The 13,045-nt window shown below is 51.5% G+C and carries 13 protein-coding genes and 1 riboswitch; of the genes, 9 read left to right on the top strand and 4 right to left on the bottom strand.

What is annotated here, in order from left to right:
* Positions 1 to 8 precede the first annotated feature (8 nt).
* Positions 9 to 1,331: an L-lysine 6-transaminase gene (locus HYT77_01840; protein ID MBI2066742.1), complete on the bottom strand. Its 1,323-nt coding sequence runs from the start codon at positions 1,329 to 1,331 to the stop codon at positions 9 to 11.
* 73 nt (positions 1,332 to 1,404) lie between these two features.
* Here HYT77_01840 and HYT77_01835 point away from each other — a divergent pair, with 73 nt between their 5' ends.
* On the top strand, positions 1,405 to 2,949 hold the full coding sequence (locus tag HYT77_01835) for a hypothetical protein (GenBank protein MBI2066741.1): 1,545 nt from the start codon (positions 1,405 to 1,407) through the stop codon (positions 2,947 to 2,949).
* Here HYT77_01835 and HYT77_01830 read toward each other — a convergent pair.
* From HYT77_01830 to HYT77_01820, 3 genes are all read right to left on the bottom strand, one after another.
* On the bottom strand, positions 2,946 to 3,323 hold the full coding sequence (locus tag HYT77_01830) for a nucleotidyltransferase substrate binding protein (GenBank protein MBI2066740.1): 378 nt from the start codon (positions 3,321 to 3,323) through the stop codon (positions 2,946 to 2,948). The genes HYT77_01835 and HYT77_01830 overlap by 4 nt on opposite strands.
* Complete coding sequence (locus tag HYT77_01825; GenBank protein ID MBI2066739.1) at positions 3,295 to 3,879, bottom strand: nucleotidyltransferase domain-containing protein; 585 nt, start codon at positions 3,877 to 3,879, stop codon at positions 3,295 to 3,297. The genes HYT77_01830 and HYT77_01825 overlap by 29 nt, the downstream gene beginning before the upstream one ends.
* A gap of 73 nt (positions 3,880 to 3,952) precedes the next feature.
* Positions 3,953 to 4,930, bottom strand: a complete 978-nt coding sequence (locus HYT77_01820; protein ID MBI2066738.1) for an aldo/keto reductase — start codon at positions 4,928 to 4,930, stop codon at positions 3,953 to 3,955.
* A gap of 176 nt (positions 4,931 to 5,106) precedes the next feature.
* Positions 5,107 to 5,301: riboswitch (cobalamin riboswitch) on the top strand.
* A gap of 27 nt (positions 5,302 to 5,328) precedes the next feature.
* Here HYT77_01820 and HYT77_01815 point away from each other — a divergent pair.
* From HYT77_01815 to HYT77_01780, 8 genes are read left to right on the top strand one after another with little or no spacing between them, the layout of a single operon-like run.
* Entirely contained in the window at positions 5,329 to 7,254 is a 1,926-nt protein-coding gene (locus HYT77_01815; GenBank protein ID MBI2066737.1) for a TonB-dependent receptor, read from the top strand.
* Positions 7,229 to 8,428: a hypothetical protein gene (locus tag HYT77_01810; protein ID MBI2066736.1), complete on the top strand. Its 1,200-nt coding sequence runs from the start codon at positions 7,229 to 7,231 to the stop codon at positions 8,426 to 8,428. Before HYT77_01815 ends, HYT77_01810 begins: the two co-directional genes overlap by 26 nt.
* A complete protein-coding gene (locus HYT77_01805; protein MBI2066735.1) occupies positions 8,429 to 9,529 on the top strand; it encodes an Ig-like domain-containing protein in 1,101 nt (366 codons plus the stop codon). It abuts the gene before it with no gap.
* A complete protein-coding gene (locus HYT77_01800; GenBank protein MBI2066734.1) occupies positions 9,529 to 10,059 on the top strand; it encodes a hypothetical protein in 531 nt (176 codons plus the stop codon). Before HYT77_01805 ends, HYT77_01800 begins: the two co-directional genes overlap by 1 nt.
* The gene (locus HYT77_01795) at positions 10,032 to 11,279 is read left to right on the top strand and encodes a hypothetical protein (protein MBI2066733.1); all 1,248 of its coding nucleotides are present in this window, start codon (positions 10,032 to 10,034) and stop codon (positions 11,277 to 11,279) included. Before HYT77_01800 ends, HYT77_01795 begins: the two co-directional genes overlap by 28 nt.
* 33 nt (positions 11,280 to 11,312) lie before the next feature.
* Positions 11,313 to 11,828, top strand: a complete 516-nt coding sequence (locus HYT77_01790) for a hypothetical protein (protein MBI2066732.1) — start codon at positions 11,313 to 11,315, stop codon at positions 11,826 to 11,828.
* 1 nt (position 11,829) lies between these two features.
* Positions 11,830 to 12,351: an energy transducer TonB gene (locus HYT77_01785; GenBank protein ID MBI2066731.1), complete on the top strand. Its 522-nt coding sequence runs from the start codon at positions 11,830 to 11,832 to the stop codon at positions 12,349 to 12,351.
* Entirely contained in the window at positions 12,344 to 13,027 is a 684-nt protein-coding gene (locus HYT77_01780) for a DUF3047 domain-containing protein (protein ID MBI2066730.1), read from the top strand. The genes HYT77_01785 and HYT77_01780 overlap by 8 nt, the downstream gene beginning before the upstream one ends.
* Positions 13,028 to 13,045 lie beyond the last annotated feature (18 nt).

The raw sequence follows: 13,045 nt of genomic DNA, 5'->3' as shown, positions 1-13,045 counted from the left end.
TACCTTCCTCAACTCTTTAAAATAGACTCTCGCAAAATCGAAACCGCCTGATCAATCTCGTTTTTTGTAACGGTAAGCGCCGGTCGAAACCGGATTGAATGTGTACCGGACGGGAGGATAATCATCCCTTGCCGATAACACTCCTTTTTGACCTCATCTCGCCGCGCCGGTGTCGGTAGATCAATGGCACACATGAGCCCCAAACCACGGGCGTTGCTCACCTCATCCAGATCCCCTTCCAGTTCCTGAAGCCGTTTCAAGAGGTGCAGGCCAACCACCTTGGCGTTGTCGAGCAGTTTTTCCTCATGCATCACCTCGAGGATCTTGCCCAATCGGACGAGATCGACAAGGCTCCCACCAAAAGTGGAATTGATCCGGGAAGGTTCCACAAAGACATTCCGTTCCACCTCATCGAGTCGCCCCCCCCCCATCACCCCACAAATCTGTGATTTTTTTCCAAAGACCATGAGGTCCGGTCGTACGTCCCAATGCTCATGGGCCCACATCTTCCCGGTGATTCCCATTCCGGTCTGGACCTCATCAAAGATTAAGAGAAACTCGTGTTGATCCGCAAGTCTTCTCAAGCTCTTTAAGAATTCCGGACGGAAATGCTTGTCGCCCCCCTCCCCCAGGATCGGCTCTAGGATCAGGCAGGCGACATCATCGGGATCGTTCAAGGCCGCCTTTTGAATCTGGGCCAAGGCGCGTTCTTCAGCCTCCTTCACCGACTTCAGATTTTGTTCGTTCTGTGGAAACCTCATCTCGGGAGGATCAATGCGAGGCCAATCAAATTTCGGAAAATACTGATACTTCCTGGGATCCGCCGTATTGGTCAGCGACAGGGTATATCCGGATCTCCCATGAAAGGCATGACGGAAATGGATGACCTGATGCCCTTTATCCCTCTTATGGCCCTTCCTGAAATTCTTCTGAACCTTCCAGTCAAACGCCGCCTTGAGTCCGTTTTCAACGGCCAACGCCCCGCCGGAGATCAAAAAGAGGTGGGGAAGATAGTCCGGGATCGCATACCGGTCAAACGCCTGAAGCGCCTCGGCCATCTCAACGGTGTAGAGATCGGAATTGGAGATCTTGTTGACGGCAATACGACCAAGCCTCTTTTGAAAATCAGGATCGGCCAGCGACGGATGATTGAACCCCAGGGGGAGGATCGCGAAGCAGGTGAACATGTCGAGGAACTTTTGGCCGCTCCTGGCATCATGGATCCAGGAGCCGCGGCTTTTCTCAAGATCACAGACGATCTCAAGCCCGTCTGCAAGGAGGTGTTTCGATAAGATCTTGTGGACATCCCCTGGTGAAACGTAGGCCCCCATAAACGAGGGCGAGGATAATCAAACCGGGCCCGTGGCGCAACTAAAAGAAGCCTCGAACCGATAATATCGGGTGATGGGCAAAGCCAATGAAGTTGAATATTATCTGGATCCTACGGCGGTCCGGATCTACCAGGAACTCACCTATCTCCATCCGGACGAGGTCAATAACGATGGCGTCCTGACATCCAAGGAGGTAACCGACCTCTTTGACCGGAACGGGGATCGCCAGATCACAGGTCAGGAAATCTTTACAACATTGAGACCTCTCTCAGGACTCACCCTGTGGAACTATAATGACGTCGTTGGAAAACAGCTCGAGGCACTCCTTGGGAAAAATTGGGATGCCGATTTCAAGAATACACTAAGCGCCTCAGGACAAGAAACTTGGACAGAAACTTGGCAGATCGGTACTGAGCTTTTTGTACGACCCTCCCAAGATCGCCTACCCCTCTTCCATCCTATTTCGGAACTGGAGAGCACCGATATCCAAAGGGAGTGGGATGCAGAGGGGGCCCGCCAAAAAATTGAGGAGGTCCTCAAGTCAAGGGGGGTCGATCTTCGATCGGTTGAAGGCACCCGTCTCTCGGAGGAGGCAAGTAATCTCTACGTCGACTGGTTTCTGTCATCGGTTCCGATCGTTCATTCAGGCGGGATCGGTATGGCACTCCTGAAACGATTTCCCAATATGGGGAGTGATCGTAAAAATCTCCTGCTCGATCCTGTCTCATTGTTCCTCAATGAGAGCCCCTTTGAAGCGCTACCATTGTTGGATACACCGCTGACTCCGCATCAACGGGAGATGATAGGGCACCTCATTCTCGCCCACGGGACCGATGCGGATGGTGCCTGTCTTGAACAGAAAGATCCTGATCTTGTGAGCAGGCTGCGGGCACGATTTTATTACTCAACCGAAGGATATGTGCGGGATCTGGGGCGACATCATTTTGTCGATCGGATTCCATCAGAGGCCAAAAGTGTCGCTGTCCATGTCCACCCCTTCTTCTCAATCATCGAGAGTCACCCCCCAAGCTCGAGGGCCGAGCTCATCAAGGTGATTGAGAAATTGGCCCGTGAGGGAAAATTCCTCCAGGCGCTCGATCTTTACCAGGAGCTAAAGCGACTTGAGGCAATGAAGAAGAGCGGAACCCCTGTCCTTTTTGTCCTTGGCCGCTATCTTAAAGGGACCGGAGAGACGATGAGACGATACACGGCCCTCTTAAGGGATATTTTTGGCACGAACCAGAACTACTATTTTATCGAGTCTGAGCAGTTCGCCGACGGGACCCTGATCGAGGCGTATCGGGAGGAGGTGTCCAAACGGCTCAAAGGAAAACAGCTCACCTTCTCAGGCGGCTATGTGGGGCGTTGTCTTGAACGTGCCGTGGAATCACTCAAAAAATGGGGACTTCGCGGAACTTACGACGTCGCCGGCTCCTCCGTGCAGGAGGGAGATTACGCCTCGGAATCCTCCTCCATCACCGCCCTCCCGCGCTTTGATGACTCTTATGCCTCTCTTGAGGAATTCTTTGAGGCCCACAACGAGATGGTCTGGGAGTATGACGACTCTGTCGACCGGATGCTTCATGTTGAGACCGATTGTGTTCCGGCTGACCGTTAGTCAACTGAATGAAAAATTTTAGAACCGCGTACCAAGTTCAAAAATTCCTTGGCCAGTTCAGAATATTCCTGCTCTGAGATCCCAAAATAATCATGAACGCTGTTATTCCGTGCCTCAATCGCTTCGAGCCATTTTTCAGGATCCGAAATCAGATGAAGTTTGGCCGCCTGCTTGATAGCCATTTTGGGCGAGGGAGCTTCCAATCCCTCATCCTCCACAATCCGTTTCAATAAACGCCAAACGTATTCCACAAGCGTCTCAAATGCCTTTGAAACTGTGAGAAAATTAAGTTCTGTTTTTTTGTTACGGTACTGTAACAACGCCTCTTCCAGATGCTGAATGGCTTTAAGCAACTTTTCGTTTTTTGATTCCATCAAGAATCCCCAAAAAATAGGCAGCAGCCTCTGTATTTCCTGCAAGAAACACCGGTTGAGACCGCATCTCTCCCAAAAACCATTCGGGAGCCACATTCAAATTGACCAAGTCCACTGTACGAATGAGTGAGTCGCTCCACTCTTCGACCTTTACCTTGAGCCGTAAAAACTCCCGGCCTGAAATCGGCTCGGGGTAGCGAATGACACCTAAATCCCAATCAGAGTACTTCTTGGCCTTACCCAAGGCCCGGGAGCCCAGAAGAAAAACCGCCATCTTTTTATCTTCTTTCATGATCTGCCCAACAAGCCCCTTGACCTCATCTCCCCCCTTAATCGAACGGGGCAAATCCGCCTTGGCCTGAATCAATTCTAGCGGATCGGCCCTAAGAGTCGACGCCACCTTAAAAAAAGAGGAGGAGATAACACTTTGCCCCGCCAAAAGATTTTGAACGGTATTCCGATGAAGGCCCGTTTTATTGGAAAAATCAGACACCCCACGAAAACCGAGCTCAACCAGCCGTCTTTTGAAAATAGTCTTATTAATGCAATAATCCATTCTATTTATATATTAATAGGTTATATTATATTAGTCAATAATATAGGCAAATTGACTATTTTATTGTCTTTTATCAATCCAGATAAAAATTCCTCGGCCAGGCGTGTTGTTTGAGGGCTTGCAATCTCTTGTCGGATAACGGTTTCCCGTCCGAGACGGCAGAATTGGAACGCAGATGCTCAGGATGTCTCATGCCGGGTATCACTGTTGAAACGGCCGGGTGGGCCAGGGTGAATTTCAACGCAAGGTCGGAAATTGTCTTCTCCTCATCACCAAGAAATTCTTTTAATTTTTCTACCCGATCACAGGTTTCTCCAAGGCGGTCTCCACGAAAATAATTCCTCCTCCAGTCCCCTTCCGCAAATTGAGTTGTTGGTGTCAGCTTGCCAGAAAGCCCCCCTTCGTCCAACGGCACTCGGACAATAACACCCACCTTATATTCCCGGCAGAGCGGAAGGAGGTTTTTTTCAGGTGATTGATCAAAGATGTTGTAAATGACCTGGACCGACTGAATCAGTCCGGAGCGAACGAGCTCAAGCGCTGAATCGGGTTGATGGTCGTTGATCGAAATCCCAAACCACCGAACCTTCCCCTCTTGTTGAAGTTTCTGGAGCGTTTCAAGCCAATCACCGGACCTAAGCCAGTTCGGGGCCCAGACATGGAGCTGCTGAAGGTCAACATAATCAGTATGGAGCTTTTTCAGACTTCGTTCGGTACATTGGCGGATCCAGGAGCCGGGGAAAATTTTTGTGACATCGCTTCCCTCAACCGCCGGCCATCCCCAATTTTTAGGGGGAACCTTGGTTGCAAGATAGACCTGGGATCGGACCTTTTTCTCCTTCACGACCTTTCCAATCAACTCTTCGCTATGGCCATCCCCATAAACGTAGGCGGTATCAAAAAAATTGACCCCCAAATCGAGTGACTCCCGTAACGCGGCCAATGCCCCCTGATCTTGGGGTCCCCCCCACCACGTGCCACCGATTCCCCAGGTACCAAAACCAATTTCTGAGATGTTGAGGCCGGTCCGGCCGAACGGTCGGTATTTCATAAGCCCCCATTAATACCCCCTCATCTAAACTGCAAACCTTTGTTGCCAATCCCTTCTGGGACTGTTGAAAAATGCCATCTGCTGCGTTCCCCTCATGTCCTTGGAGGTTTAACGGGGGCTTGGACAAAAAATAGTGATTTTTAGAATTTCGGGGTTGACAGCCTTGGTCAACTCTACTTAAGGGCCAGATCGTCGGTTCAAGGGAAGTTCGTGTAAATCGAACACGGTCCCGCCACTGTGAGTGGGCGGCTTTTAGACAGCCGCGGGAATCAGGCCACTGTCCACCGGCGCCTCTGGCGAAGATGGATGGGAAGGCCCCTCTAAGGAATTAGCCACAAGTCAGGAGACCTACCGGCAAATGAATAGTTTCGTAATGACTCCCCGAGGAGGGAGAGAGGATGAGACGACAGTCTTTCGTTTCCGTGCTGTTTTTTGTTTGTCTATCGGCGTCCGCCCAGGGGTATAAAACCTCGCTGGGTGAGATCGTCGTTCAGAAGCCGACCTCAACAACACCCTCTTCGCCCATCGACTCTTCGGTCTCAACGACCATTATTGAGGGAAAAGATCTTCAGGGCCAAAAGACCTCTCTTCCAGAGGTTCTGTCGGAGACCGCTGGACTCCAGATACGGCAGTACGGGGGTCTTGATACCTTCGCCACCGCCTCCATCCGGGGGTCCACCTCTGAACAGGTCGCCGTCTATCTGGACGGTCTCCTTTTAAACACGGTGCAAGGAGGGGATTTCAACCTGGCAAGTATTCCCGTCAATGAGATTGAGCGGATTGAAATCTACCGGGGTGCCGTACCGGCACGTCTTGGGACCAGTGCCTTGGGAGGCGCCATTCTGATCCGAACCCGCTCTGCAGAGTTAAAGAAAGGTCACACAACCCGACTCTCCACCTCTTATGGCTCCTTCAACACGCTTGAAACCTCCATTTTTCAGGCCCAAAAATTACGATCGAGTCATTACGCGGCCAACTATTCGCTCACCCGAACGGATGGGGACTTTTCCTTTCTCAACAACAACGGAACCCCCTTTAATTCCAGTGACGACCGTACAGAGAAGAGGGAAAATAATGACCTCACACGCCATAAACTTCTCTTGAAGATGGGACGTTCACTCGCCAATGGATCGCTCGAGTTCCAGGAAAATTTCTTGAGGGAGGAGCGTGGAATCCCTGGATTGGGGGCATTGACCTCGGAGAAGGCAAGCCTTTCTTCAACACGAACCGTTACCCAACTTCGGTGGCAACAGGAGGAATGGTCACTCGCCCCGTTTCTCCATTTTGAAAAACAACGGTTTAAAGATCAGGAGGGAGAGATCGGACTCGGAATCCAGGACAATAGTAATAACACCTGGGGATATGGGTTTGATTCAAGTCTTGAGAGGATGATTGGTCGGTTTCAACGAGGGACGCTCGTGATGAATTATCGCGGAGAGCAGTTTTTGCCGGAGGATTTTTCTTCGAGCACCCCGGAGGTCAACAGCCTCCGAAACCAATTTGGGATCGGCCTGGAAGACGAGATCGTCCTTCTGGAGGAGAGAATCATCCTGAATCCTTCGCTGCGAACCGAACATATCCTGAACAACTTTTCCTCCGGAGAAACGAACTTCCATCCCGTGAGTGGAAAAATGGGAGTACGGTTTCATGCAACGCCTTCCGTTGTATTGAGGACGAATTTTGCGAGGGCCTATCGGATCCCGAGCTTCTCCGAGCTATTCGGGGATCGGGGAAGTCTCCTGGGAAATCCGGACCTCCAGCCAGAAAAGGGATGGAACGGAGATATCGGTTTTTCATGGGAAACAAGCCCGCTCTCCTTCTCGACCGCCTATTTTCTAAACCAGACGGAGGATATGATCCAGTTTCTTCAGACCTCCCAACTAACCGCCCGGGCCGAGAATCTGACCAAGGCAAGGATTCAAGGGGTAGAAACCGATGTGCGGATTCCGCTGTCCGAACAGGCAGCCTTTTCCGCGAATTACACCTTTCAAAGGGCCAAGGATGCCTCGGGGTTTCCGGGCACGGAGGGGAAATTTCTCCCCGGCCGACCGGTTCATGAGGCAAGTGGGCGACTCCATTATCGCTATCGCATGGCCCAGATCTATACCGATCTGACTTATCTCGATAACAATTTTCTCGATACCCAGAACATCCTCAGGACGGAGAATCGTTTTCTGTGGGGAAGCGGTATTTCAATCTCACCCGTTAAGTGGCTCACAACCAGTTTTGATGTAAAAAATATCTTAAGTGATCAGGTGGTTGATGTCGTCGGATTTCCCCTGCCGGGACGGAGTTTTTATGGAAGGTTGGAAGCAAATATTTAAGCGTACCACCTGCCCGGTCATCGGGGTTGTGTCGCTCTTCATAAGTATCGGCTGTGGTGAGATTTCGGAGCTGACTCATCAACCGCCAAATCCTCCGGTCGCTTCCCCTGCGGAATCGACGCCTGCCGTACAAGGCAAGGTTGCCGTCATCCTGGGGGCCAACTTTACGGATTCGACCGGGACGATCAACGTCATTCCCCTTCAATCGCCCCGAACCGCTTCAACCCATTTGACAACAACGCATAGCGACGCGACCGTTCGCTCCTTCAGTGGTCTCATTTATGTGATCAACCGGAAAGGGGCCGACAATATTCAGATCATTGACCCTTCCGATTTCAAAACCGTTCTTCAGTTGTCCACGGGACTTGCCACCAATCCGCAAGATATCGCCGTCGTCAGCGCTTCTAAGGCGTATGTGACGCTGTACGAACCGGAGGAGAATCAGACGCCGGGATTGACCGTCGACGACCTGCTCATCATTGATCTTTCAACCGGGACGATCGCTCGGACAATCGACCTCACACCATTCACGTGGGATGACGGAGATCGTTTTGCGCGCGCCTCCTCCCTCTTATTGATCGACAACAAGCTTTACATCGCTATCCAGGATCTGCCGGGAAATCTGGCGCTCCGTCCCGACCAACCGGGCAAACTGCTCCGTCTCGATACCCGAAATGAGCAGATTGATGCCGCCCTGACGCTGGAATGTCGTAACCCCTTCTCCATGAGCACCTCACCAAAGACTGGGAAAATTTTTGTCGGTTGTGCCGACTTTTTTGATCTCCGCTCCCCTTATGGTGGGGTGGAGGCGGTACGTATCGAACCTTTTGAGACCGAGGGGATCTTTCTGGATGATCTGTTTCTGGATGGCTGGCTCGGAGACCTGGAGGTTTCCGGTGAACATGGTTTCGCGGTGGTTGGGGCCACAGACTACTCCGAGAATCGTATCGTCCGTTTTTCCATGAATGAGGAGAATTCTGAATTTACTGTGCTGTACCGAAGTGGCTCCTATCTTCAGGAGATCGCCGTGAGCGATGAGGGGGATTTACTGGTGGGGGATCGAAACCCCGAACAGAGTGGTGTCTTGTTTTTAGATCCGGCAACGGGAGCGGTTTTGGAAGGGCCGATCAATGTCGGTGCGGCCCCGTCTTCGATTGCTTTTGTGGAGAGATAAATGAGGTTGTTGCTTATTCTAACATTGTTTTTCTTATCGGGTTGTCTTGGGGAGGAATTTCGTCTGCAGAACCAGACAACACCGTCCCCTCCTGTCTCCTCTCCCCCCTCCTCAGCCGGGTCGAATTCCGATGAGGAGACGATCACCAAGGTGGTTACCAAACCGCCCTATCTGGCGCTTGAGGGAATCGGATCGAGACGGCAACTCCAGACAGAAATCACGTTAGAACAGCCTTCTTCGTTACCCTCTCCATCCGCGGGAGAGGGGGTCATTTGGAAATCAGACGACGAGACGATTGCAACGGTTGATACAAAAGGTCTTGTCACGGCCCGTGGAACGGGAGCAACCTTTATACGAGCAACATCGGGTAACAAGAGCGGCTCTACCTATCTGGTGATCCGGGAGACCCCATCCGCCGCCTCTGCGACGGAATCAACAACGGCTGGCACCCCGACAACTGCAGAGCCAAGAGAGTTCGTCGACTGTGATCCGCTTCCGCGAACGGCCGATCCGTATGCGGATCGTGTTGTCTCATTCTCTCCGGGTCGCGGTTTTTCTGAAAACCAGGATCTGGATCGGGCCTTGGGTCCTCCCAAGGGAGAGGGTTGCTGTCAGGGGGGTCATGACGTTGTCAATCTCGGCCGCGGTGAAATTATCCTTGAGTTGACCGATTATGAGATTTGCAACGGTGACGGCCCGGATTTGATCGTCTTTGAAAACCCATTTTTTGTTGAGGGGCCGAACCGCCAACCAACCACGCGCTCCTTTGCGGAACCGGCCCGCGTTGCCCTCTCCCAAGATGGGGAGAATTTTTATGAATTCCCATGCGACGTCTCTGATTGGCCTTTTTATCCCTGTTGTGACACTGGGGTTCTTGAATATCATGGCTGTGCCGGCATCCTCCCGGTCTTTGCCAATCCGGACGAAAATGAGATCGATCCAACCGATCCAACGGTCGCAGGAGGGGATTCCTTTGATTTAGACGAGATTGGACTCAACTCCGCCCGATACATCCGGATCCGGGATGCAGGACTTCAGGCAATCCTTGTAAATGGATTTGATCTTGATGCCGTGGCGGTTGTGAACGGGAGGAGGCCATAATGTTCATGGTCGGCTTAAAACTTGCTCGCACAGGGGCCTATCCTGTCAGAACATCCTTGCCGCTCCCGCTGGCTCAAATAGCCATTGATGATTCACTGGCCCAAGAGATCCATAAGGGTCTCAAGGCACTTGAAAACGGCTCCAAGTGGCCCAGTCTTTTTTCGCCGATCAAGAAATTCTGGGAAGAGCACCCGAGGATCTCCAGTATCGTCCTCTTTTATGGGGTACTCCGTCTCTTTGAACTCTTTTGGGGGGATATCTCCACCCCCATCTATACAGATCACATAAAACCGCACCTCGCCTTTTGCCTCGACTACTGGGGCCTTCTCGAGTACTTCCCCTCCTTCCAGGACTACAACGCCAAAAGCCCGTATAAAAATCTAAATCGTCAGCAACATTTTATTGATCAAAGCGATCTTCGTGAGAAGGAAATTCTAGGAAGGCAAAAGGCGCTAGAAAAAAAGATTGAAGATCTTAACCAAACATTAGAAAGGGGACATTCATGCAAGCACGTCACATCACAGCAATAGCCTCTACAGCCGCCGGTCTCTTGGCGGCCTGTGGAATCTTTTCAGAGGACGATTACGAACCCCGTCCGGGAACCGGGCCTGTGGGAGGCGGAGGGAACCGCTCCCGGGATGATGGAGGGGTTGAAAAAGATGAAGGAGTTGTCAATCCACCGCCCGCTCCCGAAAAACTCTCGGTCGTCGTCGAGGGCGATTATGTCGCCGCACGTGGAAATGCCCTGGTATTTAGTGAGAAGGGATCTTCATTCGTCGATGGACGGTCTATGCCGGTCTACTCCGATTCAACCGTTTTTCTTTACGGCCGGAAGGCGTATCTACTCCAGCGGTGGGGCGAGGATTCCCTGAAGTGCCTGGATGTGGATACCGGAAGCTCCTGCTTCAACTTTGGGGGAGTGGAAAAGATCGACTTCGAGGATAACAGCAACCCACAGGCGGTCGTCGTGAAAGACGGTTTTGCCTACGTCTCCTTGAACCACCCAGCCATTTCGGGAGATGTGGTAAAGATCGATCTTGCAACCGGTCTGATTGCTCCAAATCGATTTGATTTCACCTCTTTTATGAATCCAGATGGAGATATGCACTCATTTGCCGGCAACATGGTCGCTGTCGGGGGCACGCTCTTCATCCTCTTGGGGGATCTTCAATCCGACTATTATGCCAACACAGATGGAAAATTAGGGGAAATTTACACCGGGGATGAAGATAATCTGCGCGTTTTTCCCCTTACGGAATGTCTCAATCCGGTCGGCATCGCCCACGCAGAGACTGGAGAGCTCTTTTTTAGCTGCGCTGGCAATTTTTTCCCTCCGGAAGGTCGTGCCGTCGGGTTTTTTGATCTCAATGCGAGGATTGTCGGGGGCTACTTCATTGGACATGAAGAACTGTACAATCGGTTCCTCATGAGCGGGTCGCCCGGAGATATTGAAATTAGCGGTCGTCGAGGTTTCTTCACCTTGAATTTCACCAATCAGGACGATTTCACCCCTCATTCGGCTGAAGTCCGGTCGTTTGATGTCGATCGTCTTGTCCTCGATCCAGAACCTTGGCATTTCAGCGATGGGGGATTTATTGGTGACCTGGCTGTTGGGTCAACCTTGATGGTGGCCGATCGCGGTTCAACCCTTGAAAATAGTGGAACCTTTGTTTATGACCTTGAAACACGTAGGAGATTGGGGCGTTATTTAAGGCTCGATCCACCGGTGGCGGTGGCTACTGAAAAGTGAGTTCATCATTAATTGATTGAAAAGGAGAAAATTATGAAACCTCGTATCCTGACTGTCATCGCTATCGTCCTCGCGGCTGCCTTGAGTCGGCTGATTCCACATCCCTGGAATTTCGCACCGATCACGGCGATCGCCCTCTTCGGAGGAGCTCACCTTCCGAAACAGTGGGCGTATAGTTTACCGCTTGTGGCGATGTTTCTGAGTGATCTCATACTCGGTTTTCATCCGGAGATGCCGCTGGTCTATCTAAGCTTTCTGCTCATTGTGGCAATCGGTCAGTTTGTCTCACAGCGGAAGAGCTTTTTCCGCGTGACGGGGGCTGCCCTTGTAAGCTCCGTTCTCTTCTTTCTGCTCTCCAATCTCGGAGTCTGGCTCGTTGGGGTGTTCTATCCAAAAACAGTTGATGGCCTTGTCACCTGTTACATCGCAGCAATCCCGTTCTTCCAAAATACCCTGATCGGAGATCTGCTGTACACGGCAACGCTCTTCAGCGGCTTCGCATTGTTGAGTCGCTCCTGGTCGGCGCTTCGTGAATCGGCAACAGCCTAGTTTGATTCGACTCTTTCGATTCATTGTTATCTCTTTGGGGCTCCACTGTGGTGGGGCCCTTGTTGCCTCTCTGTTTTTCCATTTTCCCCCCTCTCCGCTCGCCGGTGGAGAGGAGCGAATTCAAGTTGTTTTATCCGGAGGAACACCCTCCCCTTGGCCTTCGGAAGGTGGGTCGACGAGTGGCGGGAGGGGAAATAAAACAAGTGGTCCCCTCCAGGCAGGGCGTGAAGGTGTATTAAATCCAACCGGGTCCGGCCCGGAGGGTACGGATCCGCTTCTTGCAAAGATTCGTACACAAATCGAAAAAAACCGATATTATCCGTACCTCGCCCAGAAAATGGGAAAGAGCGGAAAGGTTGGTGTTCGATTTCAAATTAACGGGGAGGGTGGTTTGTCGCAGCTGGTGGTAGAGCAGTCTTCCGGTCAAACGATTTTTGATGAGGCTGCCTTAAAAACGGTTCAAAAAGGGGTGCCGTACCCCCTCTATAAGGAACCCATCTTCGTCTGGTTGAATTATGAATAAATCGACTGTTGTTCTTTTGACTTTCTCATTTTGGAGCGGAATTTGCTCCAATTTACCCGCCGAAGAAAGAGATCCAGGTCCCCCCAACGCCCCTTTACAAATAGAAAATTTTTCGAACAGCTTCGTTCAAAAATTTCCAAGGCACTTTCGAACCTTCCCGTTTCAGGGGGGGAAGGCACGGCAGGTGTATGAGGTTCGTGAAGAGAACGGGAATCGTTATCTGGCGGGAAAGGATGACCAAGATATCTCCATCCAGATTTTTCGGCGGTTTCACTGGGAATTGGAAAAACACCCGATCTTCCAATGGCGTTGGCGGGCCCGTCTCCTCCCGCAAGGGGCGAAGGAATCCGAACCGACAAAAAATGACAGTGCCTGCGGTGTCTACGTCGTTTTCGGCGGATACACCGGCAACAGCCTGAAATATGTCTGGAGCAGTTCCTTATCCGTAGGAACCGTCGCTGTTAAAAAGCCGGGAAAGGCATATTTTGTGGTGATGAATCGAGGTTCGCCCGGCAGCTGGCAGGAGATCAAGGTGGATGTCTTAAACGACTACCAGAGAATTTTTAAGGAAAAACCGAGGGCGAATCCAATCGGATTTGGAATCTTGACCGACGGCAATGCGACCCACTCTCCATCGGCCTGTGATTACGATGATTTTGCCGTCTCAAGGAGCTAGGAGCCTGTCGGAATAAGG

This window comes from Deltaproteobacteria bacterium, from assembly GCA_016180855.1.
Classification (GTDB): domain Bacteria; phylum UBA10199; class UBA10199; order JACPAL01; family JACPAL01; genus JACPAL01.
The sequence above is the reverse complement of the archived record's forward strand: the minus strand, read 5'-3'. Positions and strand labels throughout refer to the sequence as shown.